Genomic DNA, 20,711 nt, shown 5'->3' with positions numbered 1-20,711 from the left:
GAGAAAAGGCCCCTGCGAACGCATGCGCGCGGCTTTCCCCCTGGTTGAGTTTCGGCATGGCACAACGTAGGTCTTGATTCCCCCTTCCGGGGATCGCACCAGCTACCTTGGGTAAAGCCTTAATCCGGCCAGACCTGTTCTACCACATTGGCGTCTTTCGACGTTTCTGGGCAGTAGCCTCTGTTTGTGTCAACGCCTCTTCCTAACGAGGAATATCCCTTTTATAGCGGTCCACCGCTGATTTGTCAATCGGGAGACGTACCGGACGACAGATTGACAGGTGGGGGTTTTGTTGTTACGGTAGGCTGATTTTCTTGCCAGCGAGGATCGTTATGCCCTTTCCCCACATCGACCCGGTTTTTTTCCGCCTGGGACCCCTGGAGTTCCGTTGGTACGGCCTCATGTACATCCTTGGGTTCATTGCGTCCTATTTAATTCTCAAGCGCGGAGCGAAGCGCATGGGACTCCCCTTCACGAAGGACGACGTGGCGGACATCATCTTCAGCCTGGCCCTCGGGGTTATTCTGGGGGGGCGTCTGGGCTACATCGTCTTTTACAACTTACCGTACTACCTTGCCCATCCACTGAAGGTATTTGCGGTGTGGGAAGGGGGGATGTCGTTCCACGGGGGGCTCATGGGGGTCGTCGTGGCGGGAATCCTTGCGGCGAGGAAGAAGGGGATCGGTTTCTTCACTCTGGCCGATCTCTGTGTGCCTGCGGCTCCGGTGGGGCTCGGTCTCGGCCGGCTCGGCAACTTCATCAACGGGGAGCTCTACGGCCGGGCGACCGATGTCCCCTGGGGGATTGTCTTTCCCGGTGGCGGCGGGGTGCCGCGGCACCCGTCGCAGCTGTACGAGGCGTTTCTTGAGGGGCCGGTGCTCTTTGCCATCCTGGCGGCAGTGGGGCGGAAAAAACTGCCTGCCGGCGCGGTTTTCTGGACCTTTGTCGCAATGTACGGGCTGTTTCGGTTTTTCGTCGAGTTTTTCCGGGAGCCCGATGCCCAGTTGGGTTTCCTGCTCGGCCCGTTTTCCATGGGGCAGCTCCTGAGCTTTCCCATGTTTCTGCTTGGCGCGGCGATGGTGGTTGTAGTGAGCCGCAGGGCAAAAAAATAGGAGATTTCCCCGCTCCCTCCGTCAGCAGCGAAGGCTCTTGGTCATCTCCAGGACGTTTCCCCCGTTGATCCGCTCGTATTTCACCGTATCCATCAGCGACTTGATGATGAAGATCCCTCGTCCCCGGTCTTCCAGGGCGTTGAAGTCCGGGGGGGGGATGGCGTTGATGTCGAACCCCTGGCCGGCGTCATAGACCTTGATGATGAGGATGTCTTCGTCGGAGATGGTGATATACACATGCACCATTTTGTCCGGGTCGTTGGCGTTGGCATGCTTGATGGCGTTCACCATCGCCTCGGTCAGCACGAGATTCAGATGATAGGCGAGGGTTTCGCGGTCGCCGTCGAAGCGGTCGATTTCCTTGGCAAGGTCCTCGCCGATCCTCCCGATGAGGCTCAGGTAACGGGTCTGATTCGGCACCTTGATGTCAACCTCGATAGAGTTCCTGTCCATGTCCCCCTCGCACTCCTAGAAGTTGTCCAGCGCTTCCGCCGTTGAGCCGAAGATCTCGAAGACCCGGTGAAGTCTCGTCAGTTCGAACATTGATTTTACCTGGGGTTGGAGGCTGGCGAGCTTCAGGCTTCCCTGGTGGGAAATCGCGTTCTTGAAGCCGGAAACGAGGGCGCCGAGCCCAGAGCTGTCAATGAACCGCACATCCGTCAGGTCCACCAGCAGATTCTTCCTTCCCCCCTCGAAGAGTTCCTGCATCTTCGCCTTCAGGTCGTTGGAGTTGTGGGCGTCGAGTCGCTCCTCCTTGACGAAGATGATCAGGATTTCGTTCTTTTCTTCGATCTTCATATTCATGGCTTGCTCCTTGTTGCGCCAGGGTCTTCCGCGAAGAAAAGACCGGCGGGATTGGTTCTGCTTGCACTGCTATCTTACACCATTTGGGGCGGACTTTCATTAATATCGTCAACAGAAGGCACGGAGAGCACCTTGAAGGCGACCATGGAGATGTCGTCGTTCTGGGGTGCTTCGCCGCAAAATGTTCCCACCTCCCGCAGGATCGCTTCGACGACCTCATCTGCCGACCGGTCGCGGTTGGCCGCGAGGATGTCGCAGAGGCGGGCCGAGCCGAAGAATTCCCCCTCCCGGTTCTGCGTCTCGGTGATGCCGTCCGTGTAGAGCAGGACGATGTCCCCCTCCTGCAGGGAGATGCTCCGGTGTTCGAAGAAGACCTCGCGCCGTACGCCGAGGACCAGGCCGTCTGCGTCAATTTCGGTGCAGGTCGTCATGCCGTCGCGGTGGACGAGGGGGGGATTGTGCCCCGCATTGGCGTAGCTGAGTATGCGATTTTCGGTGTTGAAACGGACATAGAACATGGTGATGAAGAGTTCGGCCGCGGTGAGGTCGTCGTAGAGCAGTTCGTTGAGCGTGGCGAGAATGGCATCGACATTCTTGTCGGAGCTGGCCTGGGCCCGCAGCACGCTTCGGGTCTCGGCCATGATGAGGGCGGCTCCAACGCTGTGCCCCGAGACATCGGCGATAACCAGGTCGAGACCGTGTTCGCCGTGGAGGAAGAAGTCGTAGTAGTCGCCGCCGACGTGGGTTGCCGGCTGGCAGCGGCCGGCGATGGCGATACCGGGCAGCGTCGGGGGGGAAGACGGAAGGAGCGATAGCTGGATCTGCTTGGCGATCTCCATCTCGTTCACGACCCGCGCGTGATCCAGGAGCGCCCGCTCTTTCTGCGCCCGTTCCCGTTCCTTCTCCTCCATCTCCTTCACGATTTTCACGGCCTGGGCGAGCTGGCCGGCGAGACTTTCCAGGAGATTGAGGAACGGTTCGTTGAAAAGCCCCACGATCCCCTTGGAGAAGACCGACATGATGCCGAGGGGCTGCTCCCCCTTGCGGGCGATGGGGATATGGGCAAAGGACTTGATCCCTTCCCGCTTCATCAGCTCCCGGGAGATCGGTTTGGCTATGTACTGGGTGTCGTTCACGAACTGGATGCGGTTGGCCAGGAACGCCTCGCCGATGTAGGTCTCGCTCTCCGGTTCCCAATCCTTGCCGGTTATGCCGGCGATCCCCTTGCCGCTGTAGCTTCTCACCCGGAGCATCCCGCTTCCGTCGATCAGCCGGATCACCGCCAGGTCGAGCTTGAATTCTTTCAGGACCAGGTTGAGGAGGTCGTCCATGATGATCTGGAGGTCGAGGGTCCGGTTCATGATCTCCGAGGCCCTGAGCCGGACGTAGAGGGCCTCGCGGCTCTCGGCGAGCGAGGCCTGCACCGTGCTGAAGATGTCGTAGACCGGCTCCATCCGCGTGCCGAGATCCGAGAGGTAGCTTTCGACGATGGCCCCCGCCGCCGCAGCGCCGACGGAACCTGCCAGGGTCTTCTCGGTGAAGCGCTTGAGTTTCGGCAGCTCGAACTCGGAAACTCCCCCCTGCTCGTTGATTTCCCTGTTCCCCAGGTATTCGGCGATTGCCGTGTGGGCCTGCTCTTCGCCGATGAATTTCGACATCAGGGTCACGAACTGCATGATGGTGACCGGTTTCGACATCCGCTTGGTTTCCCATGGGACCCCGTTGGCCTTGGCCTTGAAGACGTCGACGAATTTCCTCATCTGGTCCCGCTCCCGGTCGCTTTGGTCAAGGAGGATGGAGCAGGCAAGATAGGCACCGACGTTGAAGAGCAGGCTCCAGAAGACCGAGTGGGTCCAGATGTCGAACCCGGCAAGGCCGAAGAGCTCGGTCGGCTTCAGGAGCGCGATGCCGAACGGGCCCTGGTCGAGGATCGACTTCGAGAGCCAGCCCGACATGATGAAGGAGGGGATGAGAAGCGTGTATGCCCAGAACAGGAAACCGAGGATGATGCCGGCAAGGGCGCCGGACTTGTTTCCCCTGCGCCAGTAGAGCCCCCCGATGAGCGCCGGGCCGAACTGGGCCGCGGCGGCGAAGGAGATGAGCCCCATGTTGACGAGCATGAACGTTTCCCCCACCACCGTCTGGTAGAGGTAGCCGAGCAGGACCACGACGAAGATGGAGATCCGTTTCAGGTTGATCAGGAGCCTGGGAAACCAGGGGCGCGGGTTGAGGCTCACGATGATCGGCATCAGGAGGTGGTTGAGGATCATGGTGGAGATCGCCACTGACTCCACCATCACCATGCCGGCGGCGGCGGAAAACCCACCGAGAAAGGCGAGGAGTGTGAGCCAGGAGTGTCCATTCCTCAGGGGGAGGGTGAGGACGAAGAAGTCGGCGCCGAGGATGCCGCCGGTCTGGAGGATTCCCCCCAGGGCGATCGGCATGACGAAGAGGTTGATGAGGAACATGTAGGCCGGAAGGAGCCACATGGCCTTCTTGATGTGTTCTTCGTTGGAGTTCTCGATCACCATCACGTGGAACTGGCGGGGGAGGAGGATGATGGCACCCATGGCGAGATAAAGGGTGGAGAACCACCGTGCGTAGGATGTTTCCCCCTCACCGCCGAGGGTGGTCAGGTGGTCGAGGAGTTTCCCCTGGGAGGAGATGCGCGAAAATATGTCGCCGAAGCCGTCGAAGAGGCCGTAGGTGACGTAGATGCCGACGGAAAGGAAGGCGGCGAGCTTGACCACCGATTCCACCGCGACGGCGGCCACCAGCCCTTCGTGCCGCTCCGAGGAGACGAGCCGGCGGGCACCGAAGATGACGCCGAACACGGCCAGGATGATGGCGGCGAAGAAGTTGGTGTGAAGCGACAGGGGGAAGTTGCCGTGCAGCAGGGGGAGCTGTACGTAGGGGTATCCGCAGAGGATGTCGAAGGTCGAGGAGACCGCCTTCAGCTGCAGCGCAATGTACGGCATGATGCCGAGAAGGGCGATGACCGTGATGATGGCGCCGAGCCACTGGGACTTGCCGTAGCGGGAGCTGATGAAGTCGGCGATGGAGGTTATGTTGTTCTCTTTGGCGATGCGGACGATCTTTCGAAGCAGAAACCACCACGAAAAGGCGATCAGCGTCGGCCCGAGATAGATGAGCAGGAAGTCGATGCCGGTGGTGGCGGCCTTCCCCACGCTGCCGTAAAAGGTCCATGTCGTATGATAGACGGCGATGGAAAGGGTGTAGACGATGGGGTTGGCGATGATGCTCTTGCCGGCCTCGCGCTTCTTGTCGGCGTAATAGGCCACCATGAAGAGGAAGACGATGTAGAGGAGCGATACCCCGGTCACCAGTTCGATGCTGAGGATCACCGTTGCTCTCCTTCGTCCTGGTGGTCGCCGGAGAGGCTGCTGGCCCTGGTGAAGAGATAGATGACGAAGATGGAGATGACCCAGCCTCCCATGAAATAGAGATAGAGGAGGGGAATGCCCCCGACGGTGTCAGTCCTGTTGAAGATCTGGACAAAGGGGTAGTTGAGCATGATGGTGCCGAGGGCGAAAAAGATCACCCACGATTCCCGCAGCTGCAACCGTTTGAACAGTCCGTTCCAGAATCTCAGCCACACGGCAGTATCCCCATCCCCTCCAGAAGCGCGTCGGCAATCTCCGCGGCAGTTCCTGACGTATCGACGGTCAACAGGTTCCCTTCTCCGGCGGTGGGAGGCTCGAAGTCATCCCGCTGGTGCAGGTATACCTCCCATCTCCCGTCGGATGGCTCGGCGGGATCTCGCCTGCGGGCTTCGAGACGCTGCCGGAGCAGCTCCTCCGGGCAAATGGCGTGGATAATGTGGAAACGCGCGCCGTGCCGTGCGGCAAGCTGGCGAAACGGCGCCCGGTCGGCGGTGTGGCGCAGCGTCGCGTCCACGATGACTCCCCTGCCGGCGGCAAGCCTTTCCTCCGCCCGGTTCAGAAGCTCGGCGTAGGTGCGGGCGGTGGCCGCGGCGCAGTAAATTCCTTCCCCGAAGCTTTCGCTGCGGCGGTCTCGGGGGGAGAGGCCGGCCAGCTCCTTTCTTATCACATCGGAGCTGATGATTTCCAGTCCGAGCTCGCGGGAGATTTCGCGGGCCGCGAAGCTCTTGCCGCTGCCGGTGGGGCCGCAGGTGATGATGAGCGTTTTCGGGAGAGTGCCGCGAACGATGTACCCACGGGCGAGGCGGAAATAGCGCGAAGCCCGCTCCCGGGCCGCATTCCGTTCCGGTTCCGGTATCTGGAGGTCCGCCATCCGCATGCTTTCGACCTTCCCGCGAACATAGGCCCGGTAGACCTTGTAGAAATCGACGACGGGGCGGACTTCCCCGTCTCCGGTCGCCCGGACGTACTCGTCGAGGAAGAGCTCCGATAGGTCGGGTCGACCGTGGAAGTCGAAATCCATGAGAAGAAAGGCGATGTCGGCGGCGGTGTCTCCGTAGCGAAAGCGGGTGTTGAATTCGATGCAGTCGAAGATGCAGACGCTGCCATCTTCGCCGAGGGAGATGTTCTCCAGGTGGAGGTCCCCGTCGCCGTCGCGGATGAACCCTCCGGCGACCCGGCCGGCGAAGAGAGCGGAATGCTCTTTCAGAAACCGCTCCACCCACTGCTCGATGAGCAGGAAGTCCCGCCCGCGGATGGTCGCACCGCAGAATGAGCGGCTCTGGCCGAAGTTTTCGTCCCAGTTGGACCTGATGGCGTCGAGGCTGCCGCAGGCCGCGATCTCGCCGTTTCGCTCGGCGCGGAGGTGGAAGTCGGCTATGGTCCCGGCGATGGTGCGGACATCGTCCCGGCCGACCCTTCCTGCGGCCAGGAGTCGGTCGAGCATCCGCTCCGCCGGGAGTCGTTTCATCTTTACCGCGTAGTCGATGACCGGTCCTTCGCCGAAGAACGCAGCGCCGCCGGCTGCGGTTTCCCGCACCTCCATCACCCCCAGGTAGATCGAGGGACAGAGACGCCGGTTGAGGCGCACTTCCTCGTCGCAGTAAAAGCGGCGGCGGTCGAGGGTGGCGAAGTTGAGAAAGCCGAAGTCAACCGGCTTCTTCACCTTGTAGGCATGGTCGTCGGTGAGGAAAATGTAGGAAACGTGGGTCTGGATGAGCTCCACTGTGCTGGTGGACTCGGCATAGGCGGAAGGCTTCAGGAGTGAGCGTACGAATCGCTGTTCCATGACATGTCCACAGGTAAAAAGTCTTGTCAAACAGTATCACAAACGCCGCTTCCCGCAAGGGTTGCGGCGGAGATAATTGTTTGACGGCATATATGAGTTGTGCTAGCTTTCTTACATAGTTGAGGCACGTTTGCCCCCACTCCGAGCCTTTTGATCCTCATCGAACAATTCAGGTTTCGCCCGACCCGGACGGCGTACTTCCGAATGCCCGCTGCAGAGCATTCCGTTCCCTGCCGGCGTCCCAGACAGGAATACCAATGAAAACACGCATGGTCGCCGCGCTCCTCCTGACCCTCTCCGTCCTTCCGGGCTGCACCGCCAATGGTGCCGGGAGACAGAACCTTGCTCCCGAGCTTTCATCGAGGCCGGCGGTTACCATTGCGGAGTCACGGGCGCTCTACATTTATTCGCTCTCGCGGCTTCGGGTCCTGGAAGGGGACATGGATGGGGCGCTCACGCTCCTGAACGGCGCCATCGAGGCCGATCCCAATTCGGCGTTCCTTCATGTGGCGGTGGCAGAGATCTATCTGAAAACGAACCGGCTCGACGATGCGCTGAAGGCATGCGAGAACGCCATCCGCCTCGATCCGAACCAGCGCCAGGCCCATCTCATGGCCGGCATGATCCTGGCGAGCCTCAAACGCGACAAGGAGGCGGTCCCCCACCTCAAGAAAGCGGTCGAGCTCGATCCCGCCAAGGAGGATGCGTACCTGCACCTCGCCGTCTCCTACGTGAAGACCTTCGACTACGAGGAGGCGGTCAGCACCCTCAAGGCCCTCGTGAAGGTCAATCCCGAGTCGTATCTCGGCTACTACTACCTCGGCAAGACCTACGATCAGATGAAACTCGGCCGGGAGGCAATCGGCTATTACTCCAAGGCGGTGGAGCTCAAGCCCGATTTCGAGCAGGCGCTCATCGACCGGGGGATCGCCCAGGAGGGACTAGGTCTCTTCGACGATGCCGTCGCCACCTACAAGCAACTGCTGGAGTCCAACCCCTCGAACGTCACCGTGGTCCATCACCTCGTCCAGCTCTTCCTCCAGCAGCAGCGGTTCGAGGAGGCGCTTCCCTACCTGGAAAGTCTCAAGGCAAAGGGGGTCGGGGGGGTGGAGACCCTTCGCAAGATCGGTCTCATTCATCTGGAGCTTGAGCATTACGACGAGGCGATCGCCGAGTTCCAGGAGATTCTCGCCAAGGAGCCGGCGGCGCACCAGGTGCGTTTTTACCTGGCGAGCGCCTACGAGGACAAGGAAGAGTTCGACAAGGCGATCGAGGAATTCTCCAAGATCCCCCCGGGGACCGTCAACTACTTCGAATCGGTGGGGCACATCGCATTCCTGTACAAGGACAAGGGAATGCCCGACAAGGGGATCGCGGTCCTGCGCGATGCCATTGCCGCAAATCCGAAACAGCTCGATCTCTACCTCTACCTTGCGGGGCTGTACGAATCGATCGGGAAGTTCCCCGAGGGGGTCGAGCTGCTCAAAGGGGTCGAAGATCAGTTTGGTGCCGATCCGCATCTCCATTTTCGCCTCGGCACCATCTACGACAAGATGGGGGAGAAGGATCGCTCCATCGCCGAGATGAAGAAGGTGATCGCCCTTTCTCCCGATGATGCCCAGGCCCTCAACTACCTCGGTTACACCTATGCCGAACTCGGAACCAATCTCGACGAGGCGTTGCAGTACCTCAAGAAGGCGGTGCAGCTGCGCCCCAACGACGGCTTCATCCTCGACAGCCTCGGCTGGGTCTACTTCAAGATGAAGCGTTTCGACGAGGCGGTTCCGCTGCTGGAACGGGCGCTGAAGCTGGCCGATGGCGATATGACGGTCATGGAGCATCTGGCTGACGCCTATGCCGCGAGCCACGAGCACCGCAAGGCCCTGGAGCTCTACAAGAAGATCCTGGCGGCCGAACCGGGGCGCAAGGATATCCTCGAGAAGAAGAGAAAGGTGAAGGCGGAGAGCCTGGAAAAATGAGCTGGCGGCGGTTACTCTGCCTGGTTTCGCTCATGTTTCTCGTCTCCTGCAGCGACGGGAGCGCCCCCACCGCCCCCACCCGCCGCGCGGCGGGGCCACCCGCCTACGGTGACGCCCTGGTGGTCGGCTCCATCGGCGAGCCGTCCACCCTGATCCCGATTCTCGCCTCCGACTCCCCCTCCCACGAAGTGGCGGGCTGGGTCTACAACGGCCTGGTCGAGTACGACAAGGACCTGAAGCTGGTGGGGGACCTGGCCCGGTCGTGGGATGTCTCCCCCGACGGGCTCACGATCACCTTCCACCTCCGCAGGGGGGTGAAGTGGCACGACGGAGCCGACTTCACCTCCCGCGACGTCCTCTACACCTACCGGGTCACCATCGACCCCAGGACCCCCACCGCCTATGCCGAGGATTTCAAGCAGGTGAGGAAGGCCGAGGCACCCGATCCCTACACGTTCCGGGTCACTTACGGCAAGCCCTTTGCCCCGGCCCTCGCCTCGTGGGGGATGAACATCCTCCCGGCCCACCTCTTGGAGGGGAAGGACATCACCAGGAGCGAGCTTGCCCGGCGACCCGTCGGCACCGGCCCCTACCGCTTCAAGGAGTGGATTGCCGGCCAGAAGATCGTGCTGGAGTCGTTCCATGACTACTTCGAGGGTCGTCCGTACGTCGACCGGTACATCTACCGGATCATTCCCGACAGCGCCACCATGTACCTGGAGCTCAAGGCGGGGGGGATCGACATGATGGGGCTTTCGCCGGTCCAGTTCGCCCGGCAGACTGATACGCCGGATTTTCGCGCCCGCTTCGTCAAGTACCGCTACCCTTCCTTCTCGTACACCTATCTCGGGTATAATCTGAAAAACCCCCTCTTTACCGACCGGCGGGTGCGCCAGGCGATCACCTGCGCCATCAGCAAGGACGAAATCGTCCACGGCGTGCTCCTCGGACTGGGGCAGGCGGCCCACGGTCCCTACAAGCCGGGGACCTGGGCCTACAACCCGAACGTGAACGATTTCGGTTACGACCCGGCCCGCGCCCGGACGCTCCTGGCCGAGGCGGGGTGGCGCGAAACCGGATCCGACGGCATCCTGGAAAAGGACGGCCGGCGGTTCAGCTTCACCATTCTTACCAACCAGGGGAACGACCAGCGCATCAAGACCGCCCAGATCATCCAGCGCCGACTCCGCGCGGTGGGGATCGAGGTGAAGATCCGGGTGCTGGAGTGGGCGTCGTTTCTGACCAATTTCATCGACAAGAGGAATTTCGAAGCGGTGATCCTGGCCTGGACGATCCCGCAGGACCCGGACATCTTCGATATCTGGGATTCCGGCAAGACCGGGCCCAAGGAGCTAAACTTCATCGGCTACAGCAACCCCGAAGTCGACCGCCTTCTCGAAGAGGGGCGGCGGACCTTCGACCAGGAGAAGCGCCGGCGCTGCTACTGGCGGATCCAGGAGATCCTGGCCCGGGACCAGCCGTACACCTTCCTCTATGTTCCGGACTCCCTGCCGGCGGTGAGCTCCCGGTTCCGGGGGATCGAGCCGGCGCCGGCCGGGATCATGTACGATTTCATCCACTGGTACGTGCCGAAGGAGGAGCAGCTCCACCAATGACCGCCTATCTTCTGAAGCGTCTCCTTGCCATGATCCCGCTCATGCTCGGGATCACGCTCATAACCTTCGTGGTGATCCGCCTCGCCCCCGGCGAGCCGGTGGAGGCGATGACCGCCCTGAGCCCCAAGATCACCGCCGAGACCCGCCAGCGGCTCCGGGAGTTCTACGGCCTCGACAAGCCGCTCCACGTGCAGTACGTGACCTGGCTGAAGAAGGTCGCCACCTTCGACTTCGGCCGCTCCTTCGCCCCGGACCACCGGCCGGTGACCGACAAGATCCGGGAGAGGATCCCGGTCACCCTGTCGCTCAACATCATCGCCCTGATCCTCGAATTCGGGCTGGCGATCCCCATCGGCGTCTTTGCCGCCACCCACCGCGACACCCTCTACGACAAGGGGATCACGGTCTTCGTCTTCCTCGGCTTCGCGGTACCGACCTTCTGGCTGGCGCTCCTTCTCATGTACTTCTTCGGGGTGAAGCTCGGCTGGCTCCCCATCTCGGGGCTCCACTCCCTGGGAAGCGAGGGGCTTTCGCCGCTTTCGTGGTTCGGCGACCTGCTGAAGCACCTGATCCTCCCTGTTTCGGTGGCCACCTTCGGGAGCCTGGCGGGGCTCTCCCGCTACATGCGCTCCACCATGCTGGAGGTGATCCGGCAGGACTACATCACCAACGCCCGGGCCAAGGGGCTCGCGGAGCGGACGGTGATCTACCGCCATGCGCTGCGCAATGCCCTGCTGCCGGTGATCACGCTCCTCGGCTTCTCGCTCCCCGGGCTCATCGGGGGGAGTGTCATCTTCGAGACGATCTTTGCCATCCCCGGCATGGGGCAGCTCTTCTACCAGGGGGTCATGGCCCGGGACTACCCGCTCGTCATGGGGATCCTCGTCATCGGCGCGTTCCTGACCCTGGTCGGAAACCTCCTGGCCGACATCTGCTACGCCGTGGCCGATCCCCGGATCAGGCAGGGGAGGGGGTAGCACATGGCGCTGTGCGAGAGCTGGCTATACACCGTTTTCTGGCGACGTTTCCGGCATAACCGCCTTGCCATCGCGGGGGGGGGCGTGGTGCTGCTCCTCTTCCTCCTGTCGGTTCTCGCCCCGTATATCACCCCATGGGAGCCCGGCGCCATCGACGCCTACCACGTCCTGCTGCCGCCGTCGCCCGACCACTGGTTCGGCACCGACGAGCTGGGGCGCGACGTCTTCACCCGCGTGGTCTACGGGGCGCGGATCTCTCTCAAGGTCGGGTTCGTGTCGGTGGGGATCGCCGTGGCGATCGGGACGGTGCTCGGCCTGGTCTCCGGCTTTTACGGCGGGGTGGTCGACACAGTCATCATGCGGTTCGTCGACATTATGCTCTGCTTTCCGACCTTTTTCCTGATCCTGGCGGTGATCGCCTTCCTGGAGCCCGACATCTGGTATATCATGGCGATCATTGGCCTTACCGGCTGGATGGGGGTGGCGCGGCTCGTCCGGGCGGAGGTGCTGTCGCTGCGGGAGCGGGATTTCGTCCTGGCGGCCCGGGCGCTGGGGGCGTCCGATCTGCGGATCATCTTCCGGCATATCCTGCCGAACGCGGCGTCGCCGGTCCTCGTCTCGGCCACCCTCGGCGTGGCGGGGGCGATCCTGACCGAATCGGCCCTCTCGTTTCTCGGCATCGGCGTGCAGCCGCCGACACCGAGCTGGGGGAACATCCTCACCGCCGGCAAGGATTACGTCGAGTTCGCCTGGTGGCTCTCGCTCTTTCCCGGCCTCGCCATCCTGGTGACGGTCCTCGCCTACAATCTGCTGGGAGAAGGGATCCGCGACGCCCTCGACCCGCGGCTGAACCGATAAAACACCAACGAGGTACCCATGTCCGAAACCTATTCGCCCGCCATGGAGCTCGAAGGGGAACTCCGCATCAACAAGGACGATTTCGCCATCGCCAGCGTCGAGGACGAGATCAGGGCCGACGGGCTCTGCCGCAAGCTCCTCTCCCGCTTCTACTTTTCGCTCCTCGAAGCCGGGATGTCCCCCGAAGAGGCGACCGCCCTCGCCAATGGCGCCGACTATTACGTCCGCGACTTCGTGGTCGGCTACAAGCACCGCAACCTCTTCGACGAGCGGCCGGAGATCGTCCGGCAGTTCGCCGGCAACTGGTACATCGTGAACACCATCGAGCCGTCCATCGAGGAGCTGGCCGGCCATCTCGCCGGCGTGCGGGCGTTCTACCGTTTTCTCGCCGCCCGGGGGGATATTTCCGCCCCGTTTGGCGCCGCCGTGGAGCGGGAGTGCGACGAGCTCGCCTACTACGACGACCGCATCCGGAGCTTCTGGGAGATAGAGGGGGGAGGGTACGTCGAATGGGAACGGGAATGCACGCTGAAGGACCGCTGAACAAAGGGAGGCGCGCCATGGGTTTCGCAAAACTGCTGCTCCTGCCACTCATTGCCGTGGGGCTCCTTGCGGGGTGCGCCACCGGGATGACCGACATCCGCGGCTTCAACCTGATCTCCCTCGACCAGGAGCGGGAACTGGGGAACAGGTTCGCCGCCGAGATCGAGAAACAGCAGCAGGTGCTCAATGATCCGGAGGTCCAGCGCTACGTGGATCGGGTCGGACGCCGGCTCCTGACCGGGGCCCGGGAGGTACCGTTCGATTTCGTCTTCAAGGTGGTGAAGGACGACAGCGTCAACGCCTTCGCCATCCCCGGCGGGCGGGTCTACGTCCAGACCGGTCTGCTCAAGGCAGCGGAGAACGAAACGGAGTTGGCGGCGGTCATGGCCCACGAGATCAACCACGCAGTGGCCCGCCACGGCACCCGCCAGATGACCCAGCAGTACGGCTATTCGCTGGTACTCTCGCTGGTCCTGGGGGACAACCCGAACCTCCTCGCCCAGCTGGCGGCCCAACTCTTCGGCAAGGCGGGGATGATGTCGTACAGCCGGGAGTTCGAGAACCAGGCCGACTTTCTCGGGGTGGAGACCATGGCCAGGGCCGGCTACAACCCCCAGGGGATGGTGACCTTCTTCCGCAAGCTTGACAGCATGGGCCAGAGCAGCCCGGGCACCCTTGCCAGGTTCTTCTCCTCCCACCCCCTCACCTCGGAGCGGATTCAGCGGGTCCAGGCGGAGATCGCCGCCCTCCCCCAACAGGGTTATCCCCCCGTCGACAATGCCGAATTCCGGCGGATCAGGGGGCGGCTGTGATGGGTGACGAGCGCGGAGTGACGGCGGTTCGGTGGGACAGTATCGCCGAACGACTGGAACAGATTCTCGAACGGGTGGACCGGGTGCTCGACCGGACGGTTCCCCCTCCCGCGCCCGGCTGGGAGCTGTTCGACCGCCACATCGCCTTCCGCTGGCGCCGGATCGGCATGGGCGGCACATTTGAACCGGTGGAGCACCCCCATCTCCCCGATCTGGGGGACCTGGTCGGCATCGATTTCGCCCTGGAGGACCTGATACGTAACACCGAGCAGTTCGTCGCCGGCTTTTCGGCCAACAACGTGCTTCTCTGGGGAGAGCGGGGGACCGGCAAGTCGACCTGCATCAAGGGGGTCCTGCGCCGCTTTGCCGGGCGGGGGCTTCGCCTCGTGGAGGTGCAGCGGGACGAGCTCCTCACCCTGCCGGCGATCATCGGCACCCTGCGGACGGTTCCCCGGCGCTTCATCCTCTTCTGCGACGACCTCTCCTTCGGGGAAGGGGAGGGAGCCTACCGGGAGCTGAAGGTCCTCCTGGAGGGGGGGATCGAGGCTCGTCCCGAGAACATCCTCTTCTACGCCACCTCCAACCGCCGCCACCTGATGCCGGAGCGGATGGAGGAGAACCTGGGAGGGGAGATCCATCCGGAGGAGGCGGTCTCGGAAAAGCTCTCCCTTGCCGACCGCTTCGGCCTGAATCTGAGCTTCTATCCGTTCGATCAGGAGACCTATCTGGCGATCGTGGAGCGCTACGCCGAAAAATTCTCGTTGCCGGTGGAGCAGGAGCAACTGCGGAGGGAGGCCCTCCAGTGGGCACTCTACAAAGGGAACCGCTCGGGGCGCGCCGCACGGCAGTTCATCGACGATCTGGCAGGCCGGCTCCGGGTGGCGGTGACACGGGAGGCGTGAGCAAAGAGGCGTGCGGCGGTTGACTTGACGTGCGATTGGTGATAGTTAAGAAAAACTTTATTATTCAGGAGGAATGCGCATGAAAGTTACGGGAAGCAGAATCGCACGGCTCATTATCGGTGCGGCGGTTGCCGTTTCGGCGGCGGTTGCGTTCGCGTCGGGCGGCGGGGTGGGTGTCACCGCCGACGAGGCGCTCCAGCGGCTGATGGAGGGGAACAGGCACTATGTCGCGGGACAGCTCGGCACCTGCGGCGAGAGCACCGCGGCAAAGCGGGCGTCTCTCGCCAACGGGCAGAAGCCCTACGCGATCATCCTCTCCTGTTCCGATTCCCGGGTCCCCCCCGAGATCATCTTCGACAAGAGCATGGGGGAGATCTTCGTGATCCGCGTGGCCGGGAACATTCCCGATCCGATCGTGCTCGGGAGCATCGAGTACGCGGCAGAGCACATCGGCTCCCCCCTCATCATGGTCCTCGGCCACGAGCGGTGCGGCGCGGTGACTGCCGCCGTGGACGCCAAGGGAAAGCCCGAGGGTAACCTCGGCGCCATCGTCAGGACCATCGCGCCGGCGGTGAAGAAGGCGAAGGTAGCGGCGAAGGGAAAGAGCCACGACGAACTGGTGGAGACCGCGGTCGACATCAACGCGAAGCTTGTTGCCGCCAACCTGACGAAGAAATCCCCGGTCATCGCCTAGCTTGAGAAAGAGGGGAAGGTCAAGATCGTGACCGCCAAGTACGACCTGGATGACGGCACGGTTTCCCTTCTCGGCGGGCAGAAGTAAAGCGTCGACTTCATCTGCACGAAAGCCCGCCTCGGCGGGCTTTTTTTCTTTGTACCCGTGTGGTGACCGTATTCTTCAAGTTATTCCAAACACCGAGGTTTCCCCATGTCCGATGCCGAGCGCCGCTCGATCCTTTGTCCCAACTGCCGCAGGCTCATCAGCCGCGACGAGGCCGCCTGCCCTTACTGCGGGACGGCCCGTCCCGGCTCCTGGCTGAAAAACAATCCCTTCACCCGCAGCGTCGGGAGCGCCGAACAACTTGTGAAGATCATCATCACGGTCAACGTGGTGATGTTCGTGGTCTCGCTTCTCGTCAGCCGGCGTCCATCCGGCATGGGGGGGATCTTCACGGCGCTTTCTCCCGACTGGCGAAGCCTCCTCGCCCTGGGGGCCACCGGTGTCATTCCCATCGACCGTTACGGCCGCTTCTGGTCGCTGCTCTCCGCCAATTATCTCCACGGGGGGCTGCTCCACATCCTGTTCAACATGATGGCGCTGCGGCAGATAGCCCCGCTGGTGGTGCAGGAGTACGGGGCCTGGCGGATGATCTCGATCTACACCATCGGCGGCGTCTGCGGCTACCTCGTTTCCTACGTCGCGGGGGTCGGATACACCATCGGTGCCTCGGCAGCCGTCTGCGGGCTCATCGGCTCCCTCCTCTATTACGGGAAGAGCAGGGGGGGCGTTTACGGTCAGGCGGTCTTTCGCGAGGTGGGAGGATGGGTGGTGGGGCTCTTCCTGTTCGGCCTCTTGGTGCCGGGGATCAACAACTGGGGCCACGGCGGCGGCATCGTCGGGGGGATCATCCTGGGGTTCGTGCTGGGGTATCGGGAGCGGCGCGGGGAGAACCTGCTCGACAAGTTCCTCGCCGGCGTCTGCGTCCTCGCCACCGTCGTGGCGCTCTGCCTCGGGCTCGTCTCGGCCTGGGTCACCTTTGCCTGAGGGATTCGTCCGGAATGAGCGCGCACATCAGTGCCAGAGGCCGCTGAAGTGGCGCCGGGGTTTCCGCGTCACCTCTTTCAGGTGGGGTGTGAGCTCCTTTCCCTTCGTGTTTGAACCGATCAGGGTCTCGCGGCCTGGATACATCTCCCGTTCGATGGAGGCGAGCCGGCGGAGCCGCTCGTCGGTCACCGGGTGGGTCCGCAGGATCGACGGCTCGATGGTCGTGCGGCCGGGGATGATGGCGCGTTTCAGGAGCTGTTGCTGCTGTGCCTCCAGCTTGGCCAGCGCCGAGGCGAGGCCTGCGGGGTCGCCGCTCAGGCGGGCGCCGGAGAGGTCGGCCTCGTACTCGCGGGTGCGGGAGAGGGAGAGCTGGAGCAGGGCGCTGATGGTCGGCGCGAAGGTCATGAGGATGATCGGCACCCACGGCATTGCGTAATCGCCGAGGATGAAGAGGGGGAGGTTGATCAGGACCAGGATCTGGCCGAGGAGCGAGATTGCCCGCGTGAGGCGGCTCACCACGTCGGCGAAGCTCATGACCCAGGTGTCGCCGCAGCCGATGTGGCTCATCTCGTGCCCCAGGACCCCAACGAGCTCCCGGAGGGTGAGGAGTCGCAGAATCCCGTCGCTCACGGCGATCGCCGCGTTTTCTCCCCTGCCGATGGAGAAGACGAGGGGGGCGGTGCTCGGGATGTAGTGAAGCCGGGGGGCGGTGTCGAGGTCGGCGCGCCGGGCGAGCTCCCGGATGATGGCGTGGAGCTGGGGCGCCTCGGCGGCGGCGAGGGGGCGCGCCCGGTACATCTTCAGGACGAGGTCCGGGAAGACGCGGATGCTGACAACGAGGGGAATGATCCCGATGCAGACGGCCCAGACGATGCCGTAGATCCCGGCGAAGAACCAGCCGAGGGCGAGGAGCAGCCCCACCATCCCGAGTACGAGAACCGCCGACTGCACCAGGTTGCGCAGGCTCTGTCCCGCCATCTCAGCTCATCCCGGCGTTCCGGCAGCCGCCCGTAGCGAGGAACCGTTCCAGCTCCCGCTGCGCCGCGTCGAAATCCTCCAGCGCGATCGTCGCGTCCTCGGTCCATTCCCGGGTCTTGTAGTAGAGCTTGTCGTAGTACCCCCTGATCAACCCTTCCATGAACGGCCCCATCTCCCAGCGTTCGAGATGCCCGGCCAGCTCTTCGTAGCTGTCGCCGCCGAGCTTCTTTCTGATGCGCAGAAGCGCCGCCGTCATCCCGTCCCGGTACTCGGGGAGCCCGTACTCCTCGATGAGCCTCCCTACCCGCGTCTCCACCGAAGCGGTGCACCAGATCTTCACGCTCTCCCGCATCACCTCGTACAGGTTCCCCGGCAGGGTCATCCTGCCGATCCGTCTGCTTTCTCCCTCCACGATGATCGGCCGCTCCGGGGGAAGGCGGTGGAAGGTGTCCCAGAGGAGGGTCTCGAACCGCTTCTGGCTGAGGGTCTGGGAGAGCCCCAGCTCGCCGAAGGCCGAGCCGCGGTGGCTGGCGAGCCCCTCCAGGTCGACGGTCGAATGCCCCGCAGCCGCCAGCCTGAGAAGGAAGGTGGTCTTCCCGATGCCGGTCATGCCGTGGAGGACCACCAAGGGGGCGGGGGGGCGAAACGGCTCGAAATACTCTGTCACTACCTGACGGAAAGCCTTGTACCCCCCCGTGAGCTGGACGGCGTCGTGGCCGGTCAGGTCGAGGATCGACGCGACCGTTTTGCTCCGGAGCCCTCCGCGCCAGCAGTAGACGAGGATTGGCCGGCCGGCGGCGTGGGCGGCGATCTCCGCCACCATCGCCGGGAAGCGGTGGGCGGTGAGTTCAAGCCCGCGGCGCCGCGCTTCGCGGGGACCGACCTGTTTGTAGATGGTGCCGATCTCCACCCGTTCTTCGTTGGTGAGAAGCGGTACGTTGAGGGCGGCGGGGAGGCGGTCTTCCTCAAACTCCAGGGGGGTACGGACGTCGACCACCAGATGGGTGTCGAGGAGCGATTCGTGGAAAAGTGTTGTTCGGGGCACGGCGGTTCTCCTTGTAAACCGGGCCATTATACGGGGGGGCGTCGTCGATTGCAAGGGATGGCGGCGGCGGCGCCGCCCGGGCCGATTGTTACTTGATTTCCATGGGGTTACATGTTATGAAAGACGGAATTTTGTCCGGCTGAAATTATTCACTACTAATAAAGGAGGTTGCAATGACTGCACAGTACTCCGCTGATTTCGAGAAGGCCCTTCAGGTCGGCCGCCCCCCCAACATCAGGAAGCTCTTCCCCAACTCCAAGGCGCTCATCGTGAGCGGCAAGGTGGTCGACCGGGCCATGATCGCCAAGGGTAAGGCGATCACCATGGCTGCCAACGGCCGCAACTACTTCGTCATCCGTGGCGTCCTCATGGCCGCCCAGCGGGCCAACTGTCCGATCATCATCGAGATCGCCAAGTCCGAGGGGGGGCAGAAGGCCTACTGCGCCGTCAACTACTGGAACATGGCCCGCATCGTCGACGCCCTCTGCAACGAGCTCGGGATCACCGTGCCGGTGGCGATCCACGCCGATCACTACGGGATCAAGAGCGACAAGGACCTGAAGGCGGCCATGGTGGAGATCCCGACCATGTTCGAGGCGGGGATCACCTCCATCGCCATCGACGCTTCCCACCTCCCCGATGACCAGAACCTGCTGGCCAACCTCGCCATCAATCCGTCCATTCCCGCCTGGGCCGGCCTCGAAACCGAGGTGGGGGAGATCAAGGGGAACCAGGGACTCTCGACGGTGGAGGAGGCGCTCTTCCTGATCCGGGGGCTCAACGCCCGCGGCATCTTCCCCGACTGGATCGCCCTCAACAACGGCACCACCCACGGCATCGAGGCCTCCGACGCCGGCATCCAGGTGGGGCTCACCGCCGAGATCCACCAGGCCCTGGCCCCCTACAGGGTGAACGGCGCCCAGCACGGCACCTCCGGGAACAGCTCCGAGCGCCTGCGGGAGATCGCCAACCGGACCGTCACCACCAAGGCCAACGTCGCCACGGCACTCCAGATGATCTCCTGGGGGCTCGAAGTGAACGATTACGGCAACGCCCAACTGGACGCCAGCGGCAACTTCATCAAGGTGGCGGGTGAGGGGATGACCGAGGAGCTGTGGGCCGAGATGGTGGCCTACGCCGAGTCGAAGGGGTGGAAGAAGGGGGACTACAAGAACCTGAACCTGCCGTTCGAGAACAAGCTCCTGGCTCAGCCGGCCGACGTCCGCGAGCGGATGGCCAGGCGGGTGGAGGAGTTCGCCTGCAAGATGCTGACCGAGGTCTTCGACGCAAAGGACACCGCGCCCCTTGCGATCGAGGCGATCCTCAAGGCCGGCTCCCACGACCTGGGGCCCAAGGGGAGCCCCATCGAGAAGGCGGCCGACTGGACCGACGAGAAGATCGTCGAGCGGGCCAAGACCATCGTGAGCGACAAGGGGCCCGAAGGGAACTTCGAGGACTAGAGGACTAGCCCTGACGGGAGACAGGCGGGGGAGGGGGCGCAAGCCCCCTTTTCCATGTCGGCGCCTGCAGCTGCCTTGCAGGAGAAACCATGACCAACCTGACCGTATTCCTCGTTTCCGTAGTCCTGGTGACCGTTGCGCCGGGGCCGGACATCATCTATGTCCTTACCCGTGGCGTGAGCCAGGGGAAAAGGGCGGGGCTCGCCGCGGCGGCCGGATTCAGCACCGGCTGCATCTTCCACACGGCCCTGGCCGCTGTCGGCATCTCGGCCCTTATCCGCTCCTCCGAAACTGCCTTCACCGTCATCAGGCTGGCGGGGGGCGCCTATCTGATCTACCTCGGGATCGGGGCGCTGCGCAGCCGAGGCGTGAGCCTGGTTGGTGAATCCACCGAAGTGCCACCCCTCTGGTCGATCTACCGCCAGAGCATCGTCGCCAACATCCTCAACCCGAAAGTGACCCTCTTTTTCCTCGCCTTCCTCCCACAGTTCGTTGTCCCGTCTGCCGGGAGCATCGGGCTCCAGCTCATGGGGCTCGGCCTGATCTTCATGACGGTCACAATCCTGATCTTCGGCACTGTGGCCCTCTTCGCCGGCTTCATCGGCGACCGGCTGCTGCGCACCCCCGCCGTGGCCGGCAGAATCCGGGCCCTTGCCGGCCTGACCTTCATCGCCCTCGGCATCCGTGTCGCCCTGCCGGACCTCAGGTGACG

At 63.2% G+C, this 20,711-nt stretch carries 18 protein-coding genes, 1 pseudogene and 1 riboswitch; of the genes and pseudogenes, 12 read left to right on the top strand and 7 right to left on the bottom strand.

Going from position 1 to position 20,711, the window contains the following annotated elements; translation table 11 throughout:
- Positions 1-30: 30 nt before the first annotated feature.
- Positions 31-217, bottom strand: a riboswitch (M-box (ykoK) riboswitch).
- Between the two features lie 115 nt (positions 218-332).
- On the top strand, positions 333-1,112 hold the full coding sequence (lgt, locus tag M6689_RS04370) for a prolipoprotein diacylglyceryl transferase (RefSeq protein WP_298268271.1): 780 nt from the start codon (positions 333-335) through the stop codon (positions 1,110-1,112).
- Between the two features lie 21 nt (positions 1,113-1,133).
- Here lgt and M6689_RS04365 read toward each other — a convergent pair whose 3' ends face one another.
- The 5 genes from M6689_RS04365 to M6689_RS04345 form a co-directional block, all read right to left on the bottom strand.
- Positions 1,134-1,565, bottom strand: a complete 432-nt coding sequence (locus M6689_RS04365) for an ATP-binding protein (RefSeq protein WP_298268269.1) — start codon at positions 1,563-1,565, stop codon at positions 1,134-1,136.
- Positions 1,566-1,580: 15 nt separating this feature from the next.
- Positions 1,581-1,916 carry an STAS domain-containing protein gene (locus tag M6689_RS04360; protein ID WP_039743050.1) on the bottom strand — a complete coding sequence of 112 codons (336 nt, stop codon included), beginning with the start codon at positions 1,914-1,916 and terminating at the stop codon, positions 1,581-1,583.
- A gap of 74 nt (positions 1,917-1,990) precedes the next feature.
- Positions 1,991-5,281, bottom strand: a complete 3,291-nt coding sequence (locus M6689_RS04355; RefSeq protein ID WP_298268265.1) for a SpoIIE family protein phosphatase — start codon at positions 5,279-5,281, stop codon at positions 1,991-1,993.
- A complete protein-coding gene (locus M6689_RS04350) occupies positions 5,278-5,535 on the bottom strand; it encodes a hypothetical protein (protein ID WP_298268263.1) in 258 nt (85 codons plus the stop codon). The genes M6689_RS04355 and M6689_RS04350 overlap by 4 nt, the downstream gene beginning before the upstream one ends.
- Positions 5,526-7,106, bottom strand: a complete 1,581-nt coding sequence (locus M6689_RS04345) for a bifunctional aminoglycoside phosphotransferase/ATP-binding protein (RefSeq protein WP_298268261.1) — start codon at positions 7,104-7,106, stop codon at positions 5,526-5,528. The genes M6689_RS04350 and M6689_RS04345 overlap by 10 nt, the downstream gene beginning before the upstream one ends.
- A 257-nt stretch (positions 7,107-7,363) precedes the next feature.
- On the opposite strand from M6689_RS04345, the gene M6689_RS04340 reads away from it, so the two are divergent.
- From M6689_RS04340 to M6689_RS04300, 9 genes and pseudogenes are all read left to right on the top strand, one after another.
- Complete coding sequence (locus M6689_RS04340) at positions 7,364-9,085, top strand: tetratricopeptide repeat protein (RefSeq protein ID WP_298268259.1); 1,722 nt, start codon at positions 7,364-7,366, stop codon at positions 9,083-9,085.
- Positions 9,082-10,701: a peptide-binding protein gene (locus M6689_RS04335; RefSeq protein WP_298268257.1), complete on the top strand. Its 1,620-nt coding sequence runs from the start codon at positions 9,082-9,084 to the stop codon at positions 10,699-10,701. The genes M6689_RS04340 and M6689_RS04335 overlap by 4 nt, the downstream gene beginning before the upstream one ends.
- Positions 10,698-11,678, top strand: a complete 981-nt coding sequence (locus tag M6689_RS04330; protein WP_298268255.1) for an ABC transporter permease — start codon at positions 10,698-10,700, stop codon at positions 11,676-11,678. Before M6689_RS04335 ends, M6689_RS04330 begins: the two co-directional genes overlap by 4 nt.
- Positions 11,679-11,681: 3 nt before the next feature.
- Positions 11,682-12,536: an oligopeptide ABC transporter permease gene (gene opp4C / locus M6689_RS04325; protein ID WP_298268253.1), complete on the top strand. Its 855-nt coding sequence runs from the start codon at positions 11,682-11,684 to the stop codon at positions 12,534-12,536.
- 18 nt (positions 12,537-12,554) lie between these two features.
- The gene (locus tag M6689_RS04320; RefSeq protein WP_298268251.1) at positions 12,555-13,079 is read left to right on the top strand and encodes a hypothetical protein; all 525 of its coding nucleotides are present in this window, start codon (positions 12,555-12,557) and stop codon (positions 13,077-13,079) included.
- A 17-nt stretch (positions 13,080-13,096) separates the two neighbouring features.
- The gene (locus tag M6689_RS04315; protein ID WP_298268249.1) at positions 13,097-13,891 is read left to right on the top strand and encodes a M48 family metallopeptidase; all 795 of its coding nucleotides are present in this window, start codon (positions 13,097-13,099) and stop codon (positions 13,889-13,891) included.
- Complete coding sequence (locus tag M6689_RS04310; RefSeq protein WP_298268247.1) at positions 13,891-14,793, top strand: ATP-binding protein; 903 nt, start codon at positions 13,891-13,893, stop codon at positions 14,791-14,793. Before M6689_RS04315 ends, M6689_RS04310 begins: the two co-directional genes overlap by 1 nt.
- Positions 14,794-14,872: 79 nt before the next feature.
- Positions 14,873-15,574: pseudogene (locus M6689_RS04305) on the top strand (carbonic anhydrase).
- A 105-nt stretch (positions 15,575-15,679) separates the two neighbouring features.
- A complete protein-coding gene (locus M6689_RS04300; RefSeq protein ID WP_298268245.1) occupies positions 15,680-16,516 on the top strand; it encodes a rhomboid family intramembrane serine protease in 837 nt (278 codons plus the stop codon).
- A 27-nt stretch (positions 16,517-16,543) separates the two neighbouring features.
- Here the strand turns inward: M6689_RS04300 and M6689_RS04295 are convergent, their stop codons facing one another.
- Both M6689_RS04295 and mnmH read right to left on the bottom strand, forming a co-directional pair.
- Positions 16,544-17,494: a zinc metalloprotease HtpX gene (locus M6689_RS04295; protein WP_298268243.1), complete on the bottom strand. Its 951-nt coding sequence runs from the start codon at positions 17,492-17,494 to the stop codon at positions 16,544-16,546.
- 1 nt (position 17,495) lies between these two features.
- The gene (gene mnmH / locus M6689_RS04290; protein ID WP_298268242.1) at positions 17,496-18,539 is read right to left on the bottom strand and encodes a tRNA 2-selenouridine(34) synthase MnmH; all 1,044 of its coding nucleotides are present in this window, start codon (positions 18,537-18,539) and stop codon (positions 17,496-17,498) included.
- A 173-nt stretch (positions 18,540-18,712) separates the two neighbouring features.
- Between mnmH and M6689_RS04285 the strand changes: the two genes are divergently transcribed.
- Both M6689_RS04285 and M6689_RS04280 read left to right on the top strand, forming a co-directional pair.
- Positions 18,713-19,999 (top strand): class II fructose-bisphosphate aldolase, encoded by a 1,287-nt coding sequence (locus M6689_RS04285; RefSeq protein WP_298268240.1) that lies wholly within the window; start codon positions 18,713-18,715, stop codon positions 19,997-19,999.
- An 89-nt stretch (positions 20,000-20,088) separates the two neighbouring features.
- Positions 20,089-20,709 carry a LysE family translocator gene (locus tag M6689_RS04280; RefSeq protein ID WP_298268238.1) on the top strand — a complete coding sequence of 207 codons (621 nt, stop codon included), beginning with the start codon at positions 20,089-20,091 and terminating at the stop codon, positions 20,707-20,709.
- The last annotated feature ends 2 nt before the right edge of the window (positions 20,710-20,711 follow it).

Origin of the sequence: Geobacter sp. (assembly GCF_027327745.1) — a bacterium.
Taxonomy (GTDB): Bacteria; Desulfobacterota; Desulfuromonadia; order Geobacterales; family Geobacteraceae; genus Geobacter.
This window is presented reverse-complemented; position numbering and strand designations above follow the sequence as displayed.

Bases quoted from the DNA above. Each gene is read 5' to 3' on its own strand.
- lgt (WP_298268271.1), top strand. From the start codon at position 333: ATGCCCTTTCCCCACATCGACCCGGTTTTTTTCCGCCTGGGACCCCTG.
- M6689_RS04365 (WP_298268269.1), bottom strand. From the start codon at position 1,565: ATGGACAGGAACTCTATCGAGGTTGACATCAAGGTGCCGAATCAGACC.
- M6689_RS04360 (WP_039743050.1), bottom strand. From the start codon at position 1,916: ATGAATATGAAGATCGAAGAAAAGAACGAAATCCTGATCATCTTCGTC.
- M6689_RS04345 (WP_298268261.1), bottom strand. From the start codon at position 7,106: ATGGAACAGCGATTCGTACGCTCACTCCTGAAGCCTTCCGCCTATGCC.
- M6689_RS04340 (WP_298268259.1), top strand. From the start codon at position 7,364: ATGAAAACACGCATGGTCGCCGCGCTCCTCCTGACCCTCTCCGTCCTT.
- M6689_RS04335 (WP_298268257.1), top strand. From the start codon at position 9,082: ATGAGCTGGCGGCGGTTACTCTGCCTGGTTTCGCTCATGTTTCTCGTC.
- M6689_RS04330 (WP_298268255.1), top strand. From the start codon at position 10,698: ATGACCGCCTATCTTCTGAAGCGTCTCCTTGCCATGATCCCGCTCATG.
- opp4C (WP_298268253.1), top strand. From the start codon at position 11,682: ATGGCGCTGTGCGAGAGCTGGCTATACACCGTTTTCTGGCGACGTTTC.
- M6689_RS04320 (WP_298268251.1), top strand. From the start codon at position 12,555: ATGTCCGAAACCTATTCGCCCGCCATGGAGCTCGAAGGGGAACTCCGC.
- M6689_RS04315 (WP_298268249.1), top strand. From the start codon at position 13,097: ATGGGTTTCGCAAAACTGCTGCTCCTGCCACTCATTGCCGTGGGGCTC.
- M6689_RS04310 (WP_298268247.1), top strand. From the start codon at position 13,891: ATGGGTGACGAGCGCGGAGTGACGGCGGTTCGGTGGGACAGTATCGCC.
- M6689_RS04300 (WP_298268245.1), top strand. From the start codon at position 15,680: ATGTCCGATGCCGAGCGCCGCTCGATCCTTTGTCCCAACTGCCGCAGG.
- M6689_RS04295 (WP_298268243.1), bottom strand. From the start codon at position 17,494: ATGGCGGGACAGAGCCTGCGCAACCTGGTGCAGTCGGCGGTTCTCGTA.
- M6689_RS04285 (WP_298268240.1), top strand. From the start codon at position 18,713: ATGACTGCACAGTACTCCGCTGATTTCGAGAAGGCCCTTCAGGTCGGC.
- M6689_RS04280 (WP_298268238.1), top strand. From the start codon at position 20,089: ATGACCAACCTGACCGTATTCCTCGTTTCCGTAGTCCTGGTGACCGTT.